This is a genomic window from Methylophilus sp. DMC16 (assembly GCF_056314045.1).
Genome location: NZ_JBQUZC010000001.1, coordinates 1,061,745 through 1,088,305, shown reverse-complemented (window position 1 = coordinate 1,088,305; position 26,561 = coordinate 1,061,745). Strand labels below are relative to the sequence as shown.

The following is a 26,561-nucleotide window of genomic DNA, read 5'->3' as shown; positions in this document are numbered from 1 at the left end:
AACCGTAAATGGCAATTCATCATTGCCACTTTCAAGCTTGAGCGTTGCTTACTGGCTTTCCAGCCATTCCCAGCGCTCCAGTTTCTGCAAGATTAACGCTTCAATTTCATCCAGTCTCTCTTGTCGTTGCTTGACCTGCTCAGGCGCTTGCTTGTAAATGTCCCCTTGTGCAAACTGTGCCTGGATATCAGCTTGCTCTTGCTCTAATTGTTCAATTTCTGCAGGCAGCGCTTCAAGCTCACGCTGCTCCTTAAAGCTCAACTTTTTTCGGGTTGAGGTGTTGGATGGGGCGCTCGTGCTGGCGGGGGACGAGGCTGCAGGCACCGGTTTTTCGACTGATTTATTTGCAACTTCGCGCTGCTGGCTAAAGCGTAGCCAGTCATCATAACCACCGCTAAATTCGGTGAGTTTGCCCTGGCCTTCAAAAGCAATGACTTGTGTCACCGTATTTTCCAGGAATGCCCGGTCATGACTCACCAGAAACAGGGTGCCCGCATAATCCTGCAGCAGGTTTTCCAGCAGCTCCAGCGTGTCGATATCCAGATCGTTGGTGGGTTCGTCTAGCACCAATACATTGGCCGGACGCGCAAATAATCGGGCCAGTAACAGACGATTGCGTTCACCGCCAGACAGAGATTTGACCGGGGAGCGTGCACGTTGCGGTGCAAACAGAAAGTCTTCAAGATAACCAATGACATGGGTGCGTGTTTCACCGATTTGCACATACTCCGAGCCCGGACTGATCGTGTCCATCAGCGTTGCTTCCGGGTTGAGCTGTTCGCGCATCTGGTCAAAGTAGGCCACCTGGATATTCGTCCCCAGTTGTACCTTGCCCGCGCTAGGCGCTAACTCGCCCAAGAGCAGCTTGAGCAGCGTGGATTTACCGACTCCGTTCGGGCCGAGCAGTCCGATGCGGTCCCCCCGCATGATGCGCGTACTAAAGCGATTAATCAGCACTTTGTCACCAAACGCCATGCGCACTTCTTGCAGTTCTGCAATCAGCTTGCCTGAGCGCTCGCCCGCATCCAGTTGCAAGTGCACCTGACCTTGACGATCACGGCGTGCAGCGCGGTCAAGCCGCAGTTGCTCCAGTCTTCTGACGCGGCCTTCATTGCGCGTACGCCTGGCTTCAACCCCTTTGCGGATCCAGACTTCTTCCTGCGCTAGAAACTTGTCAAATTTGGCCTGGTGTTGTGCTTCTACGGTCAGCAATTCAGCCTTTTTCAGTTGGTACTGGCTATAGTTGCCTGTAAATTCGGTTAAATGACCGCGGTCAAGTTCGACAATACGGGTAGACAGGCGGTCCAGAAAGCGACGGTCATGCGTAATCAGCATCACGCTGCCTTGATAGCCCAAGAGCAGCTCCTCCAGCCAGACGATTGCTTCCAGGTCCAGGTGGTTCGTCGGTTCATCGAGCAACAAGACATCGGGGGCTTGCACTAATGCCTGTGCCAGGGCCACGCGTTTGCGCCAGCCACCTGACAACGTTGCGATTGGGGTGTCTGCCTGTAGCCCGAGTTTGGACAACACTGACTCAATGCGGGATTGTAGCGCCCAGCCGTTTTCAGCTTCCAGGCTGTGCTGTAATACTTGCATGCGATCGAGCAAAGCTTCAGTCTCTTGCGCCTGTGACAACTGCAGTGAAAGGTCGTGATATTCTTTAAGTTGTGTCACGACATTCCCCAAGCCTTGGGCGACGGCAGTAAACACATCATGCGCTGCATCCAGCTCGGGTTCTTGCGGTACGTAGGCAATCTTGCTGCCAGGGTCGCGCCAATATTCGCCATCATCCAGTTTGATCAGTCCGGCGACCACTTTAAGCATGCTGGATTTACCGGTACCGTTACGGCCAATGATGCCGACACACTCCTTGTTATCCAGCTGAAAGTTGACTTGGTCCAGCAATGGCACATGACCAAAGGCCAGGCTGGCCTGTTTGAGTGTGATTAAAGGCATATCAGTGTATCTGTTGTGAAGGCGAGGGGAGGGTCTCTAAGGGCGCCAGAGTGGCACGTAAAGAGACAGAGGGTGCGGGCCGGGTATCTGGCTGATACTCCTCGACCCAGCGCTGCAAGTCTTGCTTGATTTGTGACTCTGGCAAATGCGGTATGGTCGCCAACCACTCGAGTAACTGCGTCAGCCAAAGGCTATCTGCACTGCGCGCTTGGGCAATCCGTAGTTTTTCATGGCTCGTCGGCAAGGTGTTTTCATCATCTGCCAGCAACTCTTCATAAAGCTTTTCACCCGGACGCAGGCCGGTAAACTCAATGCGTATTTCTTGCTCTTGCAGACCGGATAGTTTAATCATGTCGCGTGCCAGATCAATGATTTTGACCGGTGTGCCCATATCCATTACAAAGACTTCACCGCCGTTGCCCATGGTCGCTGCCTGTAATACCAGTTGCGCGGCCTCAGGGATGGACATAAAGTAGCGTGTGATCTCCGGGTGGGTAATTGTGATTGGGCCGCCGTGCGCAATTTGCTCGCGGAATTTTGGAATCACGCTGCCACTGCTTCCCAGCACGTTGCCAAAACGCACCGTGATAAAACGGGTGTGATTTTGCTTGTTTTGCAAGCCCTGACAAATGAGTTCGGCCAGACGCTTGCTGGCGCCCATGACATTGGTCGGATTCACTGCTTTATCAGTGGAGACCAGCACAAAAGTGGGCACATTAGCCGCCTGGCACGCCGCTGCAATCTGGTAGGTGCCGTAGGCATTGTTCTGCAAGGCCTCTACCACGTTAAAATGCTCCATCATAGGCACATGCTTATAAGCCCCGGCATGTAACACAACCTCCGGCTGATGATTTTGCAAGATGCGTTGTATCCTGGCCTGATTTTTCACATCGGCCACCAGATACACCAGCTCGGTATTGGTGACGGACGAACTAAATTCCTGCTGCAAGGTATACAACGCATATTCCGAGATATCCAGACAGATTAATTGTGCCGGGTGAAAACTCAGTATTTGTCTGCACAGTTCCGAGCCAATGGAGCCCGCAGCCCCCGAGACCAGCACTACCTTGTTAGCCAACATCGTACTCAAGCCATGGGTATCCAGCTGCACCACATCACGCCCCAGCAAGTCCTCGACATCAATCTTGCGAATTTGCGAGAGACTGACCCGGCCACTGATCAGGTCAGACATGGCTGGCAGGGTCAAAACTTCCATCTCGGGAGATTTTCTGGCGGCTTCCACCGCCAATCTGCGTTTCTGGTGCCGGCTACTTGGCATCGCGATCATGCAATGCTGACAGCCATAACGTGCAGCAATCGATGGAATATCTTCCAGACCACCTTCTACCTTGGTGTGCATGATTTCGCGGCCCACCAGCCTGTTCGCTGGATCTATCATGGCCACGACACGCCATTCCGGATTTTTACTGAGCTCTTTAATCAGGTTAAAAGAAGCATCTTCAACCCCGATCACAATCACAGGTTTACCTTGCAGCGCAACCGTATTAAATAAACGCCGCTCTTTCCAGGCACGGTATAAAAAACGGCTCCCGCCCATGGCCAAAATGAGCAACATAGGATTCAGGATCAGCACCGAACGCGGGATGATGATCGTTGGGTGGACCAGCAGGGCATACGCTGCGCTAAGCAAGGCAGCAAATCCTACTGCGCGCATAATCCGTTTTAAATCGGGCAGACTGGCAAACCGCCAAAGTCCTTTATAAAGACCAAAGGTATAAAAACAAATGGCATGAATAGCAAAAATCACTGGCAATGTTTGCCAGATATACTGCACAAAAGTGGAGGGTATCTGAAAGTTAAAGCGTAAAGAGAAAGCAAAGATCCATGCCGCGACCAGGACGACCGCATCATGAGCAAACGCAAAAAAAGACAAAACGCGTGTTGGTAGCCTGAGCATAGCAATCAAACAAACAATCAATGCGTGATATTATCACGCCTTAATACCTTGATCACTGTTAGCACAATAATCTTGATATCAAGACAGAGGGATTGATGTTGCAAGTAATACGCATCTAACGCCACTTTTTGTGGGATTGGAATTTCGTCCCGGCCATTCACTTGCGCCCAGCCTGTGATGCCTGGTTTCAGTGTATGAACGTTTTTTTCAGTGCGCAATGCAATCAAATCGTCCTGATTGAACAGTGCAGGGCGTGGACCGACAATAGACATGTCGCCTTTCAGCACACTCCATAATTGCGGTAACTCATCCAGGCTGGTTTTGCGGATAAAGCTTCCTACTGGCGTTAAAAATGCGTTTGGATCCGTTTGCTGATTCATTAAATGGGTGGCCATTTGTGGCGTTCCCACACGCATGGACCGGAACTTTGGCATGCTAAAAAGCTGGTTATGCTGACCAACGCGCTTGCTCCAGTACAACGCGGGTCCTGGCGATGTTACTATTATTAAAATATATGTTATCAGTAAGAGAGGGGACGCAATTAAGAGTCCTATTAAAGCAAATGTGAAGTCAATCAATCGTTTAATACACACTTTTGTTTACACTCCGAGCAATACCATCTTCAAAGCTTATTACTGGTTTCCAATTTAGGAGATTCTTGGCTTTTGAAATGTCTGCTTGATAACTATACAGAAGTCTTTCATTTAAATTTTCTTTTCCTAGAAGCTTAAACGTTAACTTTAGAATTGACGATGGGATCGGAATTAGTAAGTTTTTTCGATGAAGATGTTTTTTAATTACTGCGAGTAACTCCGTTGTCGAAACATCATGACCATCAGAGATGAGAAATGTTTCGTTGGATGCCTTAGGATGAGTGCAACAAAGCTCAATAAAATCAATTAAATTATATACGCTGATGAGGCTGCGCTTATTCTCGATATTACCGAAGGGCAATGGAACTGGAATGCTGCAAAGCTGAATCATTTTGTTGAAGTTTGCTTTGGCATTCGGCCCGTAAATTAATGGAGGCCTGATGATTGTGAAATCTGTAGCACTATCAGTCAGGACATTCTTCAACTCTTGCTCTGCCAATATTTTGGTTAGGCTATATAAATCTTGAGGGGATGGTAAATCATTTTCAATGAATGGTCTGTTTAACCCATTTCCATGTACCTTAATAGAGCTGATAAATACAAATCTTTTGATATTTAATTTTTTTGCAAGAGAGGCAACTTTTTTTGTGTATACAACATTGGCTTCTATATATTCATCACTCATTTCTTTTGTTGGGTGAGGCATAACATGGGCCTTCGCGGCGAGATGTATTAAACAGTCATATTTCCCGTCCAAGTTGCAGAGCGATGTATTGCGATCAACTAGGGTTATATTATGTTTTTTTGAGCGGAGAACATGTTGAACATGCTGACCTAAAAATCCAGTGCCGCCAGTGAGTAAGATATTCATTGATTAAAAGCTTCTTAATGTACTTTGGTGTTTAAAAGTGTGTTTTATTCTAGTTTGATTGAATAACTGGCATTGATGAATAGGTGTCATTTTTTATGAGCATTCTATGCTAAATCTCTAGAAGATGAATTTTGTCACCTCATCAACTAATAAATTGGTTTAATTCATCAAATTTTTGTTAATATCTCACCTTTAAAAGTTTTGTTGAGTTTGAAGCAAATAATGGATGTCTTATTCGTCAACCCTGATTCATCGTCTAAAGCCTATCAAGATTTAGCAAAAGTATACTCCGCTATTGAACCTCCTACTTGGGCACTGCTACTTGCAGAATCCTGTCGCTCAAAAGGATTCGGTGTTGCGATATTGGATACGGATGCTGAGAGGTTAACACTTCAGCAGTCTGTGAGTAGGATTGAAGAAGCAAATCCCCGGTTGGTTGTATTTGTTGTTTATGGGCAAAATCCGAATTCTGGAACAACCAGCATGATCGGTGCGCTCGCATTGGCGAATGAATTAAAGGCCCAGCATCCGGAGTATAAGATTTGTTTCGTTGGTTCTCATACCAGCGCACTTCCTATGGATGTGCTTTCTTATCATTGCGTCGATATCGTTTTGCTTAACGAGGGAGTGTATGCTCTACATAACCTTCTTAAGAGTAACCTTGATTCTGATCTGGAGTATGTAAAAGGTATTGGTTACAAAAAACGAGGTCCTGCCAATTTTCCTATCCCAACGTTAAATGCGCCTCAAGGGATTGTTCCTCAAGAAAGAATGGATGAAGACCTCCCTGGTTATGCGTGGGACTTGCTTCCATATAATGAAACTCCGCTGGACTTATATCGTGCTCACTTTTGGCATGCAGGATTTAACCATGATAATCGCACGCCTTTTGCCGCAATCTATACCTCATTAGGATGTAATTTTGGTTGTAATTTCTGCATGATTAATATTGTTAATCGCGTGGATAGCTCTGATGGTATTGATGCCTCACACTCTAGAGGCATGCGCTTTTGGAGTCCGGAGTGGGTTGCAAGAGAGATGAGGAAGCTTGCAAAACTGGGGGTAAAGACTCTTAGGATTAGTGATGAAATGTTCTTTCTCAATAGAAAGTACTATGAGCCTGTGTTGCAAAATGCAATTGATGAGGATTTCGGATTCAATATGTGGACCTATTCACGCGTAGATACAGTGCGTCGTGATTATCTCGATTTGTTTAAGCGTGCTGGTGTGAATTGGCTTGCGCTAGGGGTTGAAGCTGGGAATCAGATTGTAAGGCAAGAAGTTTCTAAAGGCTCTTTTAAAGAAGTGAATATTAGAGATGTTTGCAAAACCATTAATGATGCCGATATTAATATCATAAGTAATTTTATTTTTGGTTTTCCGGAGGATACATTAGAGACTATGCAGCAAACTTTAGATTTGGCTGTAGAGTTGAATTCTGAGATGGCAAATATGTATCCTTGTCAGGCATTGCCAGGAAGTCCTATGTATCACCTTGCCAAAAAAAATGGTTGGGCTTTGCCTGATTCATTTGAAGGTTATGCATTTCTATCCTATGAAAGTCAGCCATTACCGACTAAATATGTTAGTTCTGCAGATGTCTTGAGGTTTAGAGATGAGGCTTGGAAGACTTATTTCACAAATCCTACTTATTTAAATTTGGTGGAGCGTCGTTTTGGTACGCAAGAACGGCAGAATATTGAGGATATGACAAAAATACGTTTGAAACGAAAATTATTGGGCGATTAAATAATGATTGTAACAAGAACGCCATTTCGGGTCTCATTTTTTGGGGGTGGGACAGATTATCCGCCATGGTTCAGAAAAAATGGTGGCGCGGTTCTCGCAACGACAATAGATAAATATTGCTATATCAGTTGCCGCCACTTACCCCAATTCTTTGAGCACAAGCATCGGATTGTTTATTCAGTGATTGAAAGTGTTCGAGAGTTAAATGAAATAAAGCATCCTGCAGTGCGCGAAGTACTGCGTTGGGCCAATATGGAATATGGCTTGGAGATTCATCACGATGGAGATTTGCCTGCTCGATCCGGTTTGGGGTCAAGCTCAGCCTTTACAGTGGGTTTGATCAATGCTTTGGCTGCGCTAGATGGCCGGATTGTCAGTAAGTCCCAATTGGCTGCGGATGCCATTCATATAGAGCAGGATATAATTCAGGAAAATGTTGGTTCTCAAGACCAAATTTCAGCAGCTTATGGTGGTTTCAATAAGATTGTATTTAATGCAGATGATAGTTTTGATGTTGAGCCAATTATTTTGGGGCATGACAGGAAAGTGGCACTTGAGTCGCATTTGATGCTTTTTTTTACTGGATTGTCACGTATTGCCTCTGAGGTCGCTGGGTCCAAAATCGCTAACTTAAGTCAGCGTGAGTCAGAGCTGAATCGCATGCATGAGATGGTGGATGAAGCTATTGGGATTCTGCAAAATCAGCATCATCCTATTGAAGACTTCGGTTGTTTGCTTGATCAAAGTTGGCAATTAAAACGTTCTTTGTCGGATAAAGTATCCAATAACGAGATCGACGAGCTATACGCAAAGGCCATGCGAGCTGGCGCAATTGGTGGCAAGCTATTAGGTGCTGGTGGTGGTGGATTTCTTCTTCTCTTCGTTAAGCCTGAATTGCAAGCAGCTGTCAAGTCTGCACTTGGTCATTTGGTCTACGTTCCATTCAAGTTTGATAACTCAGGAAGTAGAGTTGTACTTTACCAACCAAATGGATTATAACATTGGAAAAACACGAAAAAATATTTGTTGCTGGACATACGGGGCTGATTGGCTCAGCCTTGTGTAGACGGCTTAAAAGCCAGGGCTACCATAATTTGTTGTGCGTGACGCATCAAGATCTTGATCTGACCGATGCCAAAGCCACGCAGCAATTTTTTAATGAGCATCGGCCGGAGTACGTGGTGCTTGCTGCAGGGCGGGTAGGTGGCATCGTTGAGAATAAAACTTTCCCTGCAGACTTTATTAACGAGAATCTTTATATACAGCTGAATGTGTTGCGGTCTGCACATTCAGTCGGGGTCAAACGGCTGATTTTGTTTGGCTCTTCTTGCATGTATCCAAGAGTTTGTGACCAGCCTATGGCTGAAGATGTCCTGCTTACGGGTAAGCCTGAGCCGACCAGTTCTGCTTACGCCCTTTCCAAGCTTGCCGGTCTTGAGTTGTGTGCGGCTTACAATCGCCAATATGGTGGTCAGCGTTTTGTTTCTTTGATTCCCAATAGTGCGTATGGCCAGAATGATAATTTTGACCCGAAATCAGGTCATGTTTTATCTGCATTGATTAATCGTTTCCATGAGGCAAAAGTCAGTGGTGTTGATAAAGTGACCTTGTGGGGAACAGGTTCGCCAAGGCGGGAGTTTGTTTTTTCTGACGACATTGCGGATGCTTGCATTTTTATTTTTGAGAATGAAAGCTTGCCTATTGATACGCCAGTGAATATTGGCGTGGGTGAGGATTATTCCATCAAAGAGCTCGCCCATCACATTGCAGCGATTACTGGCTATCATGGCGAGATTAACTGGGATACCTCAAAACCGGATGGCGCACCAAGGAAGTTGTTAGATAGTCGTCGAATAAACGATTATGGATGGCAAGCCAATGTTAAATTGAACGAAGGATTGAAGACCACCTATGAATGGTACCTTGCCAATATTGTCCGTTGAGGATTTGCGCATAAAGTCGCGCTGGGTTTGGGAGGAAACGCTAAAAATTCATCGGCGTTCTCCTGAAACGCGTGTTGCATCTTCATTGTCCCCCATTGAAATGCTTGTCACGCTTTATTACGGCGGTTTTTTACGCCAAACACCGGCTAATCCCCGTCAGCCTGAACGAGATCGCTGCATTATTAGCAAAGGTCATGGGTCTCTTTGCATGTATCCAATGCTGGCAGATTTAGGCTATTTTTCATCTGATGAATTGAACCGCGTGTGTCAGGAGGGTAGCTTTCTTGGAGGTATCCCTGATCCTGTCATTCCTGGGTATGAGACCGTCAATGGCTCTTTGGGCCATGGTGTGGGTGTTGGTTCTGGCATGGCACTCGCGCTTAAAAAGCGAGGTGCGGACCAGCAGGTTTATGTATTGACCGGCGACGGCGAACTGCATGAAGGCTCCAATTGGGAGGCCTTTATGTTTGCTGCACAGCATGGTCTGGATAATCTCACGGTTTTGATTGATAACAATCATATCAGTATGCTGGGGCACACCGATGAAATCGTCTCGCATTTGGATTTGGCAAGAAAGTTGGAAGCTTTTGGCTGGGTGGTGTTCCAGGTTGCTGATGGACATGACGTTAGTGAAATTTTTAATGTAATGACCAGTGCAAAAGTTGCCAAAGAGAGAAAACCCAAAGTGATTATTTGTAATACCTGCAAGGGTAACCGTGTCCCTGGTCTTGCTAATACCTCCTTATCCCATATTACTGCCATTAAGCCGGAGTTGATTGATCAGTTGCTGGAGGCTGGGCTATGAGTTCAACTGCCATGATTGCTCCAAAGGCGATGCGGGATACATTTTTACTTTCGGTCTATGAGGTTATGCTCAAAGATCCAGATGTGTTTTTTGTTTCTGCTGATTTTGGTTCCCCGGTGCTGGACAAGATTCGGGCCGACTGTGCGGAACGCTTTGTAAACGTCGGGATTGCCGAGCAAAACCTGATTAATGTCTCTGCCGGATTAGCTCTGGAGGGCTTTAAGGTATTTGCCTATGCAATTGCGCCATTTATTACAATGCGATGTTTCGAGCAGATACGGGTTAATTTGGGGTTGCTGTCTGAGGTGAGGCCTATGAATGTCAGCCTGGTCGGTGTAGGGGCTGGGTATAGCTATGTGGTTTCCGGGCCCACGCATCAATGTTATGAAGATATTACCTTAATGCGCGCTATCCCCAATATGCATGTCATGTCCCCGGCTGATCAGATTGCAGCGTCCAGATTGCCAGAAAAGTGTTTGCAAAATAACGGCCCCAAGTATATTCGGCTGGATGCCCAAGTGCTACCGGTTCTGTATTCGGACGCCATTTTTGATTTGTCACAAGGCTTCTTTGAGCATCAGTCTGGTCATGACGTTTGTTTGCTGGCGACTGGCTACATGGTACATACAGCTTTAAAAGTGGCGCATAAGCTTCAAGCGCAAGGTGTTTCAGTGGGTGTTGTAGATTTGCTCGACTTGAGTCGATTCAGTGAAGAGAAACTTGCTCGATTGCTATCATCCTATCAGGCGACCGTCACGATGGAGGAGGGATTTTCTGCACGTGGCGGGCTGGATGCTATGATGTTTGATTTTATTGCCAGACATCATCTCAAGACCCGGATGTGCAATATTGGCGTGACTGGCACCTATCGGTTTGAAATTGGTGAGCGCCAAACGTTGCACGAACAAGTGGGTATCGGTGTACAGGCTGTGACAAGCAAGGTCAGTGATTTTTTGAAAAGTATTTAATAAGAAAGAACCAAATAATGAAATTCCCGCTAATGCGAAACAATATTTTGCGTGAAGATTTGGATGCTGTGATTGAGCATCTCAAACAAGACGATCCTATTTTGACCAATGGACCAAAAGTCAGAGAGTTTGAGGCTGAGTGGTCCAAGTGGTTAGGTGTCAAATACAGTGTCTTTCTGAATTCAGGAGCTTCTGCAAATCTGTTATCGATGGCAGTCTTAAAAATACGCCACCCTGAAGGTGGTGAGGTCATTGTTCCACCCTTGACCTGGATTTCTGATGTAGCTTCGGTGCTGCAAAACGGCTTCACGCCTGTATTTGTGGATATTGATTCGCGTACCCTGGGGATGGATACCAAGCAAATTTTGGAAAAAATCACGGATAAGACTCGCGCGGTATTTTTGAGCCATATACAAGGCTTTAATGCCTTGACTGACGAACTGATTGAGGTGCTTGCGCAACGCAATATTCCGATTATTGAGGATGTCTGCGAGTCACATGGTGCTGCGCACAAGGGTAAAAAAGCCGGTAGTATAGGCTGGATGTCCAATTTCTCTTTTTACTATGCGCACCATATGAGTACGATTGAAGGTGGCATGGTATGTACCAATGACCCTGAAGTCTATCAACAGGTACGCATGTTACGCTCTCATGGCATGGTTCGCGAGGCAAATGACCCAGCGGTAAAGGCTGAATATCTGGAAAAGTTCCCGGAATTAAACCCAGACTTCATTTTCGCCTATCCAGCTTACAATGTCCGCAACACTGAGATTGGTGGCATCCTGGGTTTAAAACAATTAAAGAGACTCGATGCAGTGGTAGCGCGTCGTACGCATAATTTGAAGCGCTTCCTCAATAAACTGGATGGTACAAAGTATCAAACCGATTTTGAATTGGACGGCAGCAGTAATTATGCGTTTAATTTGATCCTGAAAGAGCCGGATCATGCTCTGGTTGAGCGTTTGATGAGCAAGCTGCGTGAAGAAGGCGTTGAGTTTAGACGCGGCAGTGCCGGTGGTGGCAATCAGGTCAGACAGCCTTATTTGAGAGGTATTGTTGCTGAGAATGCCTACCGGGACTTCCCGGTCACAGACCATATCCATTTCTTTGGATTTTACATCGGTAATTTCCCGGATTTGCAAGATCACGAAATTGACCAAATTTGCTCCATTATTAACGCAGCCTAAATATGCTGGAAGCAATTATTCTTGCAGGTGGATTAGGGACAAGGTTGCGCGCCACTGTTCCTGATTTGCCAAAGCCGATGGCTCCGATTAATGGCAAGCCCTTTCTCGAGCATCAGATGGATTACTGGATTCAACAAGGAGTATCGAGGTTCATTATTTCTGTGGGCTATATGCGAGAAAAAATCATCTCGCATTTTGCTGATGCGTATCGTGGGGTACCTGTCGTGTACGCGGAAGAGCTCGAGCCACTTGGGACGGGTGGTGGGTTGTTGCTTGCGTATCAGAAGCTGATTGGGGAGCAAGACTTCATTGTGATGAATGGCGATACTTTCTTCGAAGTGAGTTTAGATGCATTGCAGTCCTTTCATCAATTCAAGGCTGCAAGTATCACTCTTGCACTGTTTAATGTCAGTCGCAATGATCGCTATATGGGGATTGCACTGAGCGATGATGGTGATATTCAACAGTTCAAAGTTACGCCAGACTTGAGCCAGTTGGCAAACGGCGGCGTTTACATCATGCGTAGGGATGCACTCAAGGATTTGCCATGGCAACCAGGGGCAAAGCTTTCGCTGGAAGATGATTTATTTCAATATATTCGGCAGTCCAATCATCAAATCAGTGGTTTGGTGTCGGAGGGTCGTTTTATCGATATTGGTGTACCTGAAGATTATCAGCGTGCAGCCATCATGTTGATTTAGTGGACGTCATATGAATTACAGACAGGTATTAAAAGATAATCTGCAAGCAAGTATTGCTGCTAAACAGGCTTTTTTGGATAACCACCATCAGCAGGAGGTGTTCCAGGCAGCTGTTGCAATGCTTGTGGACGCTTATCGTAAGGGTGGGCGTATTTACATTGCTGGTAACGGCGGTTCTGCCGCAGATGCACAGCATATTGCGGCGGAGTTTGTGAGTAAGCTTGCAAAAGACCGGGCTCCATTGGCTGCAGAAGCGCTCACTGTCGACAGCTCGATTCTGACTGCTATTGGTAATGACTATGGTTACGATGAGGTCTTTGCCAGACAAGTCGCCGGCAAAATGCGCGAGCATGATGTGTTCTTGGGAATCACCACTTCTGGAAACTCAAAAAACATTGTCAGGGCATTGGAGGAGTGTCGCAAACAGCAACTCAAAAGTATTGTTTTTACTGGGCATGATGGAGGCAAGGTAAAAGCCCTGGCTGACTATTGTGTGATTGCCAGTGGTGGCGAAACTGCTACGATTCAAGAGATCCATATTGTGTTAGGCCATACACTCTGCGGTTGTGTAGAAGCCGAGTTATTTAAATAATTATTAATTTTTAGGAACGCAAGTCATATGTCTTACAATATTTTAGTCACGGGTGGTGCAGGTTATCTAGGTTCTACCATGGTGCCAGCACTACTGGAGGCTGGTCACAAAGTCACTGTTGTAGATAACTTCATGTATGGTCAAAGTAGCCTGAACCATGTTTGTTATCACCCGAACTTCACGATTGTCAGAGGTGATATTCGTCTCGAATCTACTATGCTGCCATTAATGAAAAAGGCAGACGTGATTATCCCATTAGCTGCCTATGTAGGTGCCCCTTTGTGTTCCAAAGATCCGGTTGGCGCAACAACCGTGAATCATGATGCTATTGAGATGATGATCAAGAACTTGAGCAAAGATCAATGGGTACTCATGCCAACGACGAATAGCGCTTACGGTACTGGGGATGAAAACAACTTTTGTACTGAAGATTCACCACTTCGTCCAATTTCACAATATGCCATCGAGAAAGTCAAAATCGAGCAGGCATTGATGAGTCACTCAAATACTATCAGCTACCGTTTGGCAACTGTGTTTGGTATGTCGCCACGTATGCGCATCGATCTGTTGGTAAATGACTTTACCTATCGTGCAGTGTATGACAAGTTCGTAGTTCTCTTTGAACCACATTTCAAACGTAATTATGTGCATGTACGTGATGTTACTCGCGCATTTTTGCATGGCATCGACAATTTCGACACCATGAAAGGCCAAATTTTCAACGTAGGATTGTCTGAGGCTAATGTATCCAAAATGGAATTATGCTTGGAAATTCAAAAACATATTCCTGAGTTTATCTTCCCTGAAGCGGCCGTAGGTAAAGACCCTGATCAGCGTAATTACATTGTTTCCAATGCAAAAATTGAAGCCACAGGCTTCAAAACCGCACATTCACTGAGTGCCGGTATCGCTGATTTGATCAAGGGATATACAATGATCAAGAATACTCGTTATGGTAATGTCTAATTTTAACGGGTATGACTGTACACGCATTTGATTATCTCGTGATTGGGGCCGGCATCGTCGGTCTCACAACAGCACTTGAGCTGAAAAAACGGTTTCCAACTTCAACTATTGCAATCATCGAGAAAGAAGCCGAGATCGGCCTTCATGCGAGCGGTCGCAACAGCGGTGTTATGCATTCGGGAGTTTATTACGGTAATAGTACTCTCAAAGCCAAAGTATGCTCTGTTGGCGCGAAAAGGATGCGTGAGTTTGCTGCAGAGCATCAAATCGCCTGCCATAAATCTGGCAAAGTGATTATTGCAACCTCGGAGCGTGACTTACCAACAATTGAAAGATTGTTGAAAAATGCGCAAGATAATCATGTGCGTGCAGAACTGTTAACTGAGTCCGAGATAAAGAAAATCGAACCCTATGCCAGCCCATACAAAGTGGGTATCTACAGCCCTGATACAGCAGTGATAGACAGTAAGGCTGTCATAAAGAAGCTATTTGAAATGCTCACCCAACTTGGGGCAGTCTTTTTTTTCAATGCAAAGGATATTGCGTTTGACTCTGAAAAAGGATCATTGAAAATAAACGGCAAGCAGCTTTCTTATGGCTTTCTGTTTAATTGTGCTGGAGCCGGAGCTGATTTGGTTGCAAAGCAATTTGGTCTTGCTCAAGACTACACACTAGTCCCCTTCAAAGGCATTTATTACAAAATCCGCGCTGAACGCGACTACATTGTAAAAAGTAATATTTATCCCGTTCCCGATATCGACTTGCCATTCCTTGGTGTACATCTCACACGAGTAGTCAGTGGAGACGTTTATGTGGGCCCGACAGCGATTCCAGCTTTTGGTCGTGAAAACTATGGAATTTTGAAGGGCATGGAGTTTAAGGAAAGCTTTAAAATAGGTAAAGACTTAATTAGTATGTATTTAGAAAATAAGCAAAATTTTCGCTTACTCGTGCATACTGAAATCAAGAAGTATCTTAAGCCATGGTTTGTACAAGCGGCTCAAAAACTGATGCATGATATTAAACCTGATGATTTGATTTCATCTGACAAGGTGGGGATAAGGCCGCAACTGATCAATGTGAAAACTAAATCCCTAGAGATGGACTATATTCTGGAAAAAGGTGAAAACTCGTTGCATGTATTAAATGCAATTTCTCCTGCATTTACCAGTTCACTGGCATTCTCGGAATGGATAGTCGAGCAGTCTGGGCTATGAGCGCATTTGAAGTAAAGTTACTGGATAAGCGGTTAGCATGCGAAAATAGTAAGTTTTCAGTCTACTTTCAACATGTGGTTGATTCCGAGGGATTTGAGGTCAAGGATTATTTAGTAGTACAACCAAAACAACAGTCTGGCGATCTTGTCACGGGCGTAGCCATTTTGCCCATTGCGAGTAACAAAATCGGACTAATCAAGATATTTCGTCCTGCCATCAATGATTATTCGTGGGAAATTCCTCATGGGTTCATTGAGGATATGGAGAAAGTAGAGACGTCTGCAATGCGGGAGCTAAAAGAGGAAACCGGCCTTCTGGCTTCACACATGATTTCCCTTGGTTATGTAACACCTGATTCAGGGGTGCTCTCAGCAAGGGTCCAATTATTTGCCGCCATCAATTGTGCAGCAACTTCACACATTGAAAAAGAAATAGGTTTGATAGACTTTCATTTTTTTGATCATAAAACCTTTGAATCTATGATCAAAGACTCTAAAGTGCAAGACACTTTCACAATTGCGGCTTGGTGCAAGTACAAAATTTTGCAAGAGAGCAAGTAGGCCTATGCAATCGCGAGCCATATTTTTAGATCGTGATGGTACGATCAATGTCGAAAAAAACTATTTACATAAAATCGAAGAATGGGAGTGGACCCCGCATGCCCCCGAAGCGATTAAATTAATTAATGACGCTGGTTATTTGGCTGTTGTAGTAAGTAATCAAGCTGGAATTGCCAGAGGATACTATTCGCAACAAGATGTTCAGCATCTTCATCAACAGGTTGATGTTCTGTTAGCGAAGTTCGGCGCTCGTATTGATGCTTATTACTTTTGCCCGCACCATACAGATGTTGGGATCATGCGAGATTGTAATTGCAGAAAACCCAATCCTGGTATGTTTATTCAAGCGCAGGCAGATTGGGACATTGATTTTGAAAATTCTTACATGATCGGTGACAAACTGATTGATGCCGAAGCAGCTGAGAAGGTAGGTATTACACCTATTATCGTCAAGACTGGTTACGGAAAAGAAGCTTCAGCGGAATGTGCAAATTCAGTCAAATCTTATAGTAATTTATTTGAAGCCATCAGTGATATTTTGAATAACAAGGCAAAAAATGCAGTTTAATTTATATATTGGCAATCACGGTAAGCGTGATGGTATTGAAGACTTTATCGAGATTATTTCTAATATTCTATCGAAACGTGGTCATGAAGTGGATGTTTCCAATGAGCTCAAAATAGATTGCCCAAATATTATTATTGATGAGTTTACAAATGTTATCGCAAATAGAAAAATTGCTGAATTAAAAATAAATCATCCAAATACCAAGTTGATTTATGTGCTGACTGAGTTTGTCGAGTCAAGGTTTGGTGTGAGAACGTTCAATCTGTATGGAAACATATTCGATGCGGCCTTAGTTTCAGTCATTAATCTCTTTTTGCGAAGTAAGCGGAAAGATTTTCCAGCAGTAGGAATTGTCGATATTTTCATGGGAATATTGCTTTTGCCATTCAGTTCTGTAGCGTTTGCACAGCTACTCGTTGAGTGTCTACTAAGGAATCAATCAGTTGCTAAATCTCTTAGCACAAAAGTGTATCTACATATGCGGTATTTGGGGTTTAGAATCATGATTAAGTATGCGAATTTAGTTATAGTTGCGCACGAGAGTGCTAAAAGTGGCATAGATTCCATCATTGACAACAATACAACTGAGATCGGCGATACGATTTATCCTGAGATAGAAAAAGAAGTTATTTTAGATAGGCTGTTTAAAAATAAGGTACTTGGTTTTGAGGTGACAGGCTCTGTAACTAAATATCGCCAAAAATGGATGTCGTTGATAAATACTTCGATATTACTTAGCGGCTTAAAGTATCACATTGGTCTTTGTAAAAAAAAGGCATTTTCAGATAAAGAAAATGAATCGGAACTTGGCTCTGCTTACTCGTTACATCCACCACAAAGTAAAAACTGGAAATATTCAAGCCCAACCAGAATTTATAGAGCACTTCGGCATGACTATAGCTTGCCTGTGCTTACAAAGTATTTTGGACAACACCCAATTGAAGATGTTTGTTACGTATACACTGGCGATGAAAGTATTTTTCAATTGTATGACTTCTACCATAATAAACAATTGGCTATAGACTATTTAACTCCCAGGCTTGATAAGTACTTACAAGAGGCAATGTTAAAAAATAATAAACTAGTACAAAAAATAACCTCGTTAAATTAGTGTCTTTAAATGTTAAAAAGTATAAATGAAAAAATTATTACAGCCATTTGAACTCATCTATGTGCTTGTTCAGAAAGATTTAAAAGTCCGTTATAAAAACAGTTTTTTAGGTTATGTTTGGGCATTAGCAAATCCGTTTGCATTTGCGCTTGTTTATTACATTGCATTTAAACTGATTATGCGTGTGCAAATGCAAAATTACTCAATCTTTCTGTTAACGGCGATGTTTCCTTGGGTGTGGATGTCAAATTCAATCATCCAAGCAACTTCTGGGTATCGAAACAATGCATCTCTGGTAAAAAAAATCCGCATCAATACACTGATTCTTCCCTTTGCAAATGTTGCGCATGAGTTCGTACATTTTTGTTTTGCATTGCCAGTATTGATGTTTTTTATCCTTGTTGCTGGTGGGAAATTTTATCTTCAGTGGATATGGCAAATCCCGTTGATGGTTTTTTTACAATTTTTGGTAATTTACCCATTAGGGCTGTTGTTAGCACTTGCAAATGTGTTTGTCAGAGATGTGGAGTATCTTGTTGGGATTTTTATGTCGATGTTATTTTTTTTAACGCCAATTGTTTATCCTCTGACTATGGTGCCAGGAATATATCGGAGTTACTTTGAGTGGAGTCCATTTACAGCACTTATTTTGAATTGGCGAAATGTGTTGATGAATGGTCAAATTGAGTGGCTCCCAACGATTTATTGTGTAGTTTTGTCAGCAGTTTTGTTATTCATCGCAAGCATAGCTCATGAACGTACACGATATAAATTGGCAGAGTTATTATGAGCGTGATCATTGAGTGCAATAATGTCTGGAAAAAGTTCGGCAAGCCTGCTTCAGGTATTAAAGAGCTTCTTATTGGTAAAAAATCCGGTTTTAGTAAATACGCCAGAGAATGGGCACTACAAAATGTCAATTTTCAAGTAGAACGTGGCACCTCGTTTGGCATCGTTGGGCATAACGGTACCGGTAAGAGTACGCTTTTGTCATTATTGCTTGGTACCATTCGTCCTGAAAAAGGGAATGTCAGTATCCATGGCAGAGTTTCATCGCTTTTGGAGTTGGGTGCGGGTTTTCATCCTGACTTAACTGGCCGGGAGAATATTTTTCTATATGCTTCGATTTCTGGTATGCATTTGGCTGATATCAATAAGAACTTACAAAGCATTATTGATTTTTCTGAGCTAGAAAGTGCGATTGATAACCCAATACGTACATACTCCAGTGGCATGATAGCAAGGTTAGGTTTTTCCACCATTATTCATTTGCCGGTTGATATTTTGCTTATTGATGAAGTACTTGCCGTAGGTGATAGCAAATTTCAGGATAAATGTAAAAGATTTTTAAAAGATTTCAAAAATAACAACGGCACTTTGGTGATTGTTTCTCACGAAATGGAAACTTTACTTGAAATGTGCGACTTCGGTGTTTGTATGAATTTGGGTAAGGTAGTTCATTATGGCGATATGCCATCGGTGATTGAACAATACAAATCTATTATCCAATCTGACAGTCCAAAGGTTACACAATAATGCAAGAAAAAATTTCTCTATTACTGCCCACGCGGGGCAGAACAGTATTAGCAAAGCGCTTTTTGCAAAGCGTTGCAGAAAAAACAGTTCAGCTTAACAACGTTGAAATTATTATCCGTGTAGATGACGATGATGTTGAAAGCCACCAGATAAACTTTCCAAGGCTAAATACTAAACTCTTGATTGGCCCGAAAACCACAATGGGGGGATACAACACTGAGTGTTTCAACCAGTCAAGTGGTGAAATCATCGTGTTAGTGAACGACGATATGGTCATTCAAACACCGGGCTGGGATGAAAAGCTAAGAGATTTGCATCGGAAAATTGAAGATAAAATTTACCTTGCGTACGGTAATGACTTATTTAAAAAAGGGGATTTGTGTACTTTTCCTATTTTATCCAGGCAATGTTGTGAATTATTGCAGCAGCCCTATCACACTGCTTATCGAGGCGCATTTATTGATTATCACTTGATGGATATTTTTAAACGCTTGGAAAAAGCTGGTTTTAACAGGATTTTTTATCTCAACGATGTTGTTTTTGAGCATTTGCATTACCGCACAGGCAAAGCCAAAATTGATGCGACTTATCAAGCGCGAGGTCGCTTTGATGATGATATGTTGTTTGTTGGCCTTAAAAGTATTAGAGAAGTATGCGCGATCAAACTTCTTCAGACCATCACAAAAAATCATGCTGCTGAAACTCAGTTACCTAAGTTTACGGAAAGTCCACGACCTAACAATATCTTTATTGCAGTTCAGCATTTTACGCAAATATTTTTGTTCGACAGTCAACTGCCATTTAAGTGGAGATTCTTTTTATGGTGGTGGTTCGGTGCTAGGTACATGGCAAGTGTGATTTTAAAGTAGTCGTGAATAATAAAATGAATCCGTATATGAATAATAAAAAAGGTATTAATCGTTTCATGGGGCGTAAGCGATTAATCTTTATTTTATCAGTTGTGATATTACTTGCGATAACTTGGCATTACTACAGGAGTGGTGCATTTGATCCTGTTTTGATTGGGCAATATAAAACAAAGCATCCAATCATTGCCGTTTTGCTTTTTTTAGCAATTTACGCAATTTCTGTGATTACCGCCTTACCCTCGCTACCATTAAACCTTGCTGCCGGTTTTTTTTGGGGTGGAATTTTAGGTGGAATATACTCAGCAATAGGAGTGACTGTTGGCGGCTTGATTTCTTTTCTTGTTGCCCGCTGGACAGTAGGGCAACCTCTGGCAGAAAAGTTCGATAGTAAATGGGTTGAAGTTGTTCAGTCTGAGTTTGAACGTAACGGCTGGAAATTTGTAGCATTTGCTCGGGTTAATCCAATCATTCCAACGGGTCCGCTCAATTATTTACTCGGGTTAACATCGTTACCAACTTTTAGTTTTGTTTGGGTTTCATTGGTTTTCTTGCTTCCGCCATCAGTTTTGGTCGCATATATTGGTGACACCATGCAAACTTTTGCGGCACATGAAGCAGAAGTGAAAGCTGGAATACGTGCCATTTTAGTTGTATCTGCAATTTTTAGTGCATTAGTCGTAATCAAGTTCGCATCAAATATTTACAAAAAAAGAATGGAAAAATAATGAAAACAACCTTGTTGGTCATGACGCTTAATGAAATTAACGGCATGAAGGCAATTATGCCGAAAGTTGATCGATCATGGGTTGATCAAATTATTGTCGTGGATGGTGGCTCGACTGATGGCACTATCGAATGGGCGACAGAAAATGGTTATGAAGTTTATGTGCAAAAGCAACGCGGATTTAGGCATGCATATACAGAAGTTTGGCCTTTGGTAAAAGGGGATGTTGTCATCACTTTTAGCCCAGATGGCAATTCTGTTCCAGAGTTAATCCCGGACTTAATTCGTAAGATGAAAGAAGGATACGACATGGTCATTGCTTCGCGCTATCTCGGTGATGCTAAGAGTGAGGATGATGATATTGTGACTGGTTTTGGCAACTGGTTGTTTACGCGCACTGTTAATTTACTACACGGTGGAAATTACACAGATGTGATGGTGATTTATCGCGCTTATCGTACAGCAATGGCTCAAGAATTGGGACTTGATAGAGAGGATGCCCACGTATTACCTGAGAAGTTGTTTAGAACGAAAATAAGCTGGGAGCCACTATTGTCTGTAAGAGCAGCAAAAGCAAAACTTAAAATAACAGAAATACCTGGGGATGAGCCTCCACGTATTGGAGGTGAGAGAAAGTTGCAAATTCTACAATGGGGGGCAGCATATTATTTTCAATTTGTTAGAGAGTTGTGGTTTTGGAAGTAATCAAGCCATAACTTGATACTTTCTGAAAGTTCGGTTTAATAACTACATGCTTTTAATTGTGGCTCGGATATTGTAAAAATGAATTGTCGTGGTAAATACATTTCTTCGGATGTTTTTCTTTTAAACATCTTATTGATTATTTCAATTTTATTATGTTACAGCTATGCATTTTATGATGTAGCAAGGGCAGATCAATTAATTTATCTTCATAGAACGCAAAACGTAAAATCCTTATTCGATAGTACACTCGGAGCTTACAATTTCAATCGTACGAATTCCATTGGCGATTTTGGGCTTTTTCGACCAGTGTTGTATTTTCTTTTAGGTTTTGAGCGTTGGATTTGGGGTTACAATTTCTTTGCTTGGCAGTTAGTTAGTATTGGTTTACATTGTTCCGTTGTAGTTAGTATTTTCTTCTATTGCAGGTATTCTCTTCTTAAGTCCTCAAACAATACAAATCACAACAAAATCTTAAACTTAGTTTCCTTTAGTATCTCAATATTTTTTGCGTTACTGTATTCTGGGACAGAGTTGGTTGCTTGGCATCATATTGTTGGATATCTGTTCTTTTCACTTTTGGTTGTTCAGTCTGCACTAGCTTTTCAAATGGCACTAGATTCTTTTGGCGCTAGAAATTCTTTTTTGTTATGGATATTAGTTGCAATTGCTAGCTTTACTTATGAGCTTGGTAATATTCTGGCCATCCTATATGCATTAGCTTTAGTATTTCATCGATACAAATGTGTCAGCCTTGAAAATAGGCCTATGAACCTAAATTTGGTGATATTGCCTATTGCCTTATTAATGATCCCAGTTATGTATGCATTAATTAGCTATGCAGATTACGTAGAGCACATAGGCAGTCCCGCCAACATAAGTGGTGGTTTGGCAAATATCATAGATATAGTGAAGGGGGTGATTTTTTCATCAGTCTATTGGTTGTTTTATGCGTTATGCCCCACCACTTTAGATATGCGAATTGGGGGTCGTATTGAGCATAATCTATATCAACATATTAACGTGTTCTATCTACTTGGAATAATTCCCGCACTATCATTAATCGTGGTGAGCTCTGCGGCGATTAAAAATAACTTTAAATGGATATTTACTAATAGTAAATGTTATTTTCCGATATTGGTATTTTTTTTAATGATGGTTTCTTACAGTCTTGTTATTGTTTTGGGACGAGGTATGGAGAAGGGAATTATTAGCATCTTATTGAATAATGGATATTATTCTTACATATTTTCCTTATTCTTAATTATATTTATAGTTCGTTTGGTTATAGTGCCGCTCTTCCACACATATACACCTACTAATTCAACTCATTTATATATTATTGCCTTTCTATTTTTAGTTATTGCAATTGCTGGCGGATGGAAGACATTTTCGACTCACAAAAATATGTATGAAAGTTATTCTTCGCGTGTTAATAGATTATTAACTAATATCGAAACGGTAAAGAATTTACACATTAAAGATGGTGAATTTACGTTTTCCGTAGATAAGGTAACATGTAATGGAGTTGAGAGTGCATATTTAGAATGGTTTGCACCACATGCGTTACAAAAACGTGAGAATTACAATATAGCTAATGTTTTGTATCCATTAGAGTATAGAGAGGTAGGCGGTAAGTACTTGATAAAATGTCAGCCGTAAGCTAAGAAAAAATTTATGTTGTCAGAATGTTGTTTATTGTGACGATACAAAAATTAATTGTTAAGTATCCTTCTAAATGCTGGAAATAATAGATTGAAGTTCAAAGTAAAAAGCTATATTTGGAATGCAATAAGGCGGATTTAAACTGTCATGAGCTCGAACTATTTATTAGGATTGCTGTTTGTAATTAACTTAATGATTTTTGTTAAAAGTATTTGAAAACCAAAAGGTATTTATGATTAAAAGTACATTGGGTGTGCTAGGTGGTAGTGGGGTTTACAATATTGAGGGATTGACTAACGTCCGCTGGGAAAAAGTTGAATCCTCTTTTGGTCAGCCTTCAGATGAGCTTTTATTTGGAGAGTTAAACGGCCAGTCATTGGTGTTTTTACCACGTCACGGACGCGGACACAAAATTCCACCATCTGAAATAAATTACCGTGCAAATATTGATGCGTTAAAGCGTGCCGGGGTTACTGACATCATTTCAGTGAGCGCTGTTGGCTCTTTGCGAGAAGATTTACCACCGGGGACTTTTGTAATTGTTGATCAGTTTATTGATCGCACGTTTGCGCGGAATAAGTCTTTTTTTGGTACAGGGTGTGTTGCTCATGTTTCTATGGCGCATCCAGTCTGCCAGCGGCTAGGGGACTTTATAGAAACTGCCGCAAAAGATTCTGGAATCAAGGTCGTTCGTGGTGGTACCTATCTTGTTATGGAAGGGCCACAGTTTTCCAGTTTAGCTGAATCTGAGCTTTACCGTACTTGGAATTGTGATGTAATTGGTATGACCAATATGCCAGAGGCAAAATTGGCGCGAGAGGCTGAGATGTGCTACGCGACAGTGGCTATGGTGACGGATTATGATTGCTGGCATCCAAATCATGATGCCGTGACAGTAGATCAGATTGTTAAAGTATTGGTTGAGAATGCTGACAAGGCACGTTCTCTCGTTAAAGCTGTAGCCCCTATGGTAGGATCGGATGACAATAATGCATGTCAGTGCGGTTGTCGTTCTGCGTTAGAGTATGCATTAATCACTGCGCCGGAAGCGCGCGATCCTGAGCTATTGAAAAAACTGGACGCGGTAGCTGGTCGTCTTATTATCAAACCATGACTGAAAGCCAGTTACGCCAACAGATGTTGGATGTTTCGCTTAATTTAGTTCGTCTTGGCCTGAATCGCGGCACTTCTGGAAATGTCGGTGCGCGCTGCGGAGAATATTTTCTGGTGACGCCATCTGGAGTGCCTGCTGATGAGATGTCAGCAGATGAGATGGTGAAAATGGATTTTTCCGGCAACGTGATTGGTCCAGGAAAACCTTCTAGCGAGTGGCGGTTTCACTTGGATATTTTAAAGGGTAAGCCAGAAGTAAATGCTGTAGTCCATGTGCATTCGATGTTTGCCACTTCATTAGCCTGTTTGCGAATGGAAGTGCCTGCATTTCATTACATGATTTCAGTTGCTGGTGGTGACTCTATTCGTTGTGCACCATATGCTTTATTCGGCTCTCAAGCGCTTTCTGATGCAGCACTCAGTGCACTCATTGATCGTAAAGCCTGTTTGCTTGCTAATCATGGCATGATTGCAGTTGGGGAAACATTAAAAAAAGCACTATCAATCACAGTCGAGGTTGAAACGCTATGCGAGCAATATTGGCGCACTTTACAAATTGACCAACCCTTTATTTTGAGCTCATCTGAAATGACAGAGGTTCAGGATAAATTTAAAGGGTATGGTCGTTGGAATCAGACTTAAATTTTTGGCCTAAGGAAAAAAATGCCTATTAAATCCCGTATCCGCACGGTGCCTCATTATCCCAAAGAAGGCATCATGTTCCGTGACATCACTACTTTATTACAAGACCCTGTTGGTTTACGCGTCATGGTGCATGAATTAGTGAATCGTTATACTGGCGTTAAAATAGATAAGATTGCTGGTATCGAATCCAGAGGGTTTATTGTTGGTGCACCGTTGTCTCACATGTTGGGGATTGGATTTGTTCCTATTCGTAAAAAAGGCAAGCTACCCGCAGAAACAGTTGGCTTGGATTATGAACTGGAATATGGAGTGGATCGTATCGAAATTCACAAAGATGCAATTCACCCAGGTGAAAACGTATTGTTAGTGGATGATCTGATAGCCACTGGCGGTACTGCAATGGCAGCAGCGAATTTGATTGAAAGCATAGGCGGCAACGTAGTAGAGTGCGCTTTCGTCATTGATCTTCCAGATATTGGGGGGCGTGCCAGATTAGAAAGCGCTGGTCACAAGGTTTTTGCATTGTGTGAGTTTGAAGGGGATTAATTCATGACACAAACGCAAAAAGTGGAAACTTTACGTTGGATTAACGCAAAGCTGGAGATGATAGATCAGCGGGTATTACCTGCTAGTTTTGAGTATATTGCTTATGATTCCGCAGCCACTGTTGCGGAGGGTATTCAGAGCATGGTCGTGCGAGGAGCACCTGCAATTGGAGTGGCAGCTGCTTATGGAGTGGCGTTAGAGGCTTTACGTCTACAACATTTGTCAAAAAATGAGTTTAACTCTGGATTAGAAGTTGGCTTCAAAGTGTTAGCGGAAAGTCGACCTACGGCGGTGAATCTTTTTTGGGGGTTGGATCGTATGCGCAGAATTTGGCAAACTGTAGAGAATGACCATAATGGGCTGATTGCTGATAAGTTGCTCGCAGAAGCACATGAGATTTTGGCTGAGGATATTCGAATTAACCGAGCGATGGGATCACATGGCGCGGCATTATTAAGTGATGGTGCGCGCGTGCTTACTCATTGCAACGCTGGCGCTTTAGCAACGGCCGGGCATGGTACTGCGTTGGGTGTTTTTCGCTCAGCGGTCGAAGCAGGCAAGAAAATATCTGTTATTGCTGATGAAACGCGGCCATTCTTGCAGGGGGCGCGCTTGACTGCTTGGGAAATGGTTCAGGAGAATATTCCAGTGACTTTAATTGCCGATAATATGGCCGGTTTTATGATGAGCCATGGCGAAATTGACGCAGTAGTAGTCGGCACTGACCGCGTTGCGGCAAATGGCGATGTCGCCAATAAGATTGGCACATATATGGTCGCGGTGTTGGCGCATAGACACAACATCCCTTTTTATGTTGCTTGTCCTTTATCAACCATTGATATAACGATTCCGCACGGGAAAGACATTCCAATCGAAGAACGCCATGAAAACGAAGTTAAAGGCTTTAGAGATTATCATTGGGCGGCCGAGGGGGTGAAAATTCGTAATCCGGCTTTTGATGTTACTCCCGCAGAATTAATTACGGGACTGATTACTGAAAAAGGTGTAATTCCTGGTCCAAATGAAGCCAAAATAAAAGCACTTTTTACTAAGTAA

At 42.9% G+C, this 26,561-nt stretch carries 27 protein-coding genes; 23 read left to right on the top strand and 4 right to left on the bottom strand.

Translation table 11 applies throughout. From position 1 onward, the window contains the following. Positions 1-48: 48 nt before the first annotated feature. Genes ACT53D_RS05245 through ACT53D_RS05230 form a run of 4 tightly spaced genes read right to left on the bottom strand, consistent with a single transcriptional unit; the run spans position 49 to position 5,338 of the window. Entirely contained in the window at positions 49-1,956 is a 1,908-nt protein-coding gene (locus ACT53D_RS05245; protein WP_476154885.1) for an ATP-binding cassette domain-containing protein, read from the bottom strand. A 1-nt stretch (position 1,957) separates the two neighbouring features. After that, positions 1,958-3,874 carry a polysaccharide biosynthesis protein gene (locus tag ACT53D_RS05240; RefSeq protein WP_476155595.1) on the bottom strand — a complete coding sequence of 639 codons (1,917 nt, stop codon included), beginning with the start codon at positions 3,872-3,874 and terminating at the stop codon, positions 1,958-1,960. A gap of 17 nt (positions 3,875-3,891) precedes the next feature. Beyond that, positions 3,892-4,467, bottom strand: a complete 576-nt coding sequence (locus ACT53D_RS05235; protein ID WP_476154883.1) for a sugar transferase — start codon at positions 4,465-4,467, stop codon at positions 3,892-3,894. After that, positions 4,457-5,338 (bottom strand): NAD-dependent epimerase/dehydratase family protein, encoded by an 882-nt coding sequence (locus ACT53D_RS05230; protein ID WP_476154881.1) that lies wholly within the window; start codon positions 5,336-5,338, stop codon positions 4,457-4,459. Before ACT53D_RS05230 ends, ACT53D_RS05235 begins: the two co-directional genes overlap by 11 nt. A 222-nt stretch (positions 5,339-5,560) precedes the next feature. On the opposite strand from ACT53D_RS05230, the gene ACT53D_RS05225 reads away from it, so the two are divergent. The 23 genes from ACT53D_RS05225 to mtnA all read left to right on the top strand — a co-directional run bounded on the left by ACT53D_RS05225 (position 5,561) and on the right by mtnA (position 26,561). Next, positions 5,561-7,087, top strand: a complete 1,527-nt coding sequence (locus ACT53D_RS05225; RefSeq protein ID WP_476154879.1) for a B12-binding domain-containing radical SAM protein — start codon at positions 5,561-5,563, stop codon at positions 7,085-7,087. 3 nt (positions 7,088-7,090) lie between these two features. After that, the gene (locus ACT53D_RS05220) at positions 7,091-8,086 is read left to right on the top strand and encodes a GHMP family kinase ATP-binding protein (RefSeq protein ID WP_476154877.1); all 996 of its coding nucleotides are present in this window, start codon (positions 7,091-7,093) and stop codon (positions 8,084-8,086) included. 2 nt (positions 8,087-8,088) lie between these two features. Then, entirely contained in the window at positions 8,089-9,030 is a 942-nt protein-coding gene (locus ACT53D_RS05215) for a GDP-L-fucose synthase family protein (RefSeq protein WP_476154875.1), read from the top strand. Next, entirely contained in the window at positions 8,999-9,835 is an 837-nt protein-coding gene (locus ACT53D_RS05210; protein ID WP_476154873.1) for a transketolase, read from the top strand. The genes ACT53D_RS05215 and ACT53D_RS05210 overlap by 32 nt, the downstream gene beginning before the upstream one ends. Then, positions 9,832-10,803, top strand: a complete 972-nt coding sequence (locus ACT53D_RS05205) for a transketolase family protein (RefSeq protein ID WP_476154871.1) — start codon at positions 9,832-9,834, stop codon at positions 10,801-10,803. Before ACT53D_RS05210 ends, ACT53D_RS05205 begins: the two co-directional genes overlap by 4 nt. Before the next feature lie 32 nt (positions 10,804-10,835). Continuing rightward, positions 10,836-11,990: a DegT/DnrJ/EryC1/StrS family aminotransferase gene (locus tag ACT53D_RS05200; RefSeq protein WP_476154869.1), complete on the top strand. Its 1,155-nt coding sequence runs from the start codon at positions 10,836-10,838 to the stop codon at positions 11,988-11,990. A gap of 2 nt (positions 11,991-11,992) precedes the next feature. Next, complete coding sequence (locus ACT53D_RS05195) at positions 11,993-12,691, top strand: sugar phosphate nucleotidyltransferase (protein ID WP_476154867.1); 699 nt, start codon at positions 11,993-11,995, stop codon at positions 12,689-12,691. Positions 12,692-12,701: 10 nt separating this feature from the next. Further along, positions 12,702-13,283, top strand: coding sequence for a D-sedoheptulose-7-phosphate isomerase (locus tag ACT53D_RS05190; RefSeq protein ID WP_476154865.1), 582 nt, complete (start codon positions 12,702-12,704; stop codon positions 13,281-13,283). 27 nt (positions 13,284-13,310) lie between these two features. Beyond that, positions 13,311-14,249 (top strand): NAD-dependent epimerase/dehydratase family protein, encoded by a 939-nt coding sequence (locus ACT53D_RS05185; RefSeq protein ID WP_476154863.1) that lies wholly within the window; start codon positions 13,311-13,313, stop codon positions 14,247-14,249. A gap of 11 nt (positions 14,250-14,260) precedes the next feature. Beyond that, positions 14,261-15,466, top strand: a complete 1,206-nt coding sequence (lhgO, locus tag ACT53D_RS05180) for an L-2-hydroxyglutarate oxidase (protein ID WP_476154861.1) — start codon at positions 14,261-14,263, stop codon at positions 15,464-15,466. Then, positions 15,463-16,026 (top strand): NUDIX hydrolase, encoded by a 564-nt coding sequence (locus ACT53D_RS05175; RefSeq protein ID WP_476154859.1) that lies wholly within the window; start codon positions 15,463-15,465, stop codon positions 16,024-16,026. The genes lhgO and ACT53D_RS05175 overlap by 4 nt, the downstream gene beginning before the upstream one ends. A gap of 4 nt (positions 16,027-16,030) precedes the next feature. Further along, on the top strand, positions 16,031-16,594 hold the full coding sequence (gene gmhB / locus ACT53D_RS05170; RefSeq protein ID WP_476154857.1) for a D-glycero-beta-D-manno-heptose 1,7-bisphosphate 7-phosphatase: 564 nt from the start codon (positions 16,031-16,033) through the stop codon (positions 16,592-16,594). After that, complete coding sequence (locus ACT53D_RS05165; protein WP_476154855.1) at positions 16,584-17,705, top strand: hypothetical protein; 1,122 nt, start codon at positions 16,584-16,586, stop codon at positions 17,703-17,705. Before gmhB ends, ACT53D_RS05165 begins: the two co-directional genes overlap by 11 nt. A 25-nt stretch (positions 17,706-17,730) precedes the next feature. Next, positions 17,731-18,495 (top strand): ABC transporter permease, encoded by a 765-nt coding sequence (locus ACT53D_RS05160; protein ID WP_476154853.1) that lies wholly within the window; start codon positions 17,731-17,733, stop codon positions 18,493-18,495. After that, positions 18,492-19,241 carry an ABC transporter ATP-binding protein gene (locus ACT53D_RS05155; RefSeq protein ID WP_476154851.1) on the top strand — a complete coding sequence of 250 codons (750 nt, stop codon included), beginning with the start codon at positions 18,492-18,494 and terminating at the stop codon, positions 19,239-19,241. The genes ACT53D_RS05160 and ACT53D_RS05155 overlap by 4 nt, the downstream gene beginning before the upstream one ends. Continuing rightward, positions 19,241-20,110, top strand: a complete 870-nt coding sequence (locus ACT53D_RS05150) for a glycosyltransferase family 2 protein (protein ID WP_476154849.1) — start codon at positions 19,241-19,243, stop codon at positions 20,108-20,110. The genes ACT53D_RS05155 and ACT53D_RS05150 overlap by 1 nt, the downstream gene beginning before the upstream one ends. Positions 20,111-20,136: 26 nt before the next feature. Next, on the top strand, positions 20,137-20,835 hold the full coding sequence (locus ACT53D_RS05145) for a TVP38/TMEM64 family protein (protein WP_476154847.1): 699 nt from the start codon (positions 20,137-20,139) through the stop codon (positions 20,833-20,835). Beyond that, positions 20,835-21,539 carry a glycosyltransferase family 2 protein gene (locus ACT53D_RS05140; RefSeq protein ID WP_476154845.1) on the top strand — a complete coding sequence of 235 codons (705 nt, stop codon included), beginning with the start codon at positions 20,835-20,837 and terminating at the stop codon, positions 21,537-21,539. Before ACT53D_RS05145 ends, ACT53D_RS05140 begins: the two co-directional genes overlap by 1 nt. A gap of 78 nt (positions 21,540-21,617) precedes the next feature. Further along, entirely contained in the window at positions 21,618-23,198 is a 1,581-nt protein-coding gene (locus ACT53D_RS05135; RefSeq protein WP_476154843.1) for a hypothetical protein, read from the top strand. Between the two features lie 202 nt (positions 23,199-23,400). Next, positions 23,401-24,315, top strand: coding sequence for an S-methyl-5'-thioadenosine phosphorylase (locus ACT53D_RS05130; protein WP_476154841.1), 915 nt, complete (start codon positions 23,401-23,403; stop codon positions 24,313-24,315). Beyond that, positions 24,312-24,956 carry a class II aldolase/adducin family protein gene (locus ACT53D_RS05125; RefSeq protein WP_476154839.1) on the top strand — a complete coding sequence of 215 codons (645 nt, stop codon included), beginning with the start codon at positions 24,312-24,314 and terminating at the stop codon, positions 24,954-24,956. Before ACT53D_RS05130 ends, ACT53D_RS05125 begins: the two co-directional genes overlap by 4 nt. Positions 24,957-24,977: 21 nt before the next feature. After that, entirely contained in the window at positions 24,978-25,505 is a 528-nt protein-coding gene (locus ACT53D_RS05120) for an adenine phosphoribosyltransferase (protein ID WP_476154837.1), read from the top strand. Between the two features lie 3 nt (positions 25,506-25,508). Further along, positions 25,509-26,561: an S-methyl-5-thioribose-1-phosphate isomerase gene (gene mtnA / locus ACT53D_RS05115; protein ID WP_476154835.1), complete on the top strand. Its 1,053-nt coding sequence runs from the start codon at positions 25,509-25,511 to the stop codon at positions 26,559-26,561.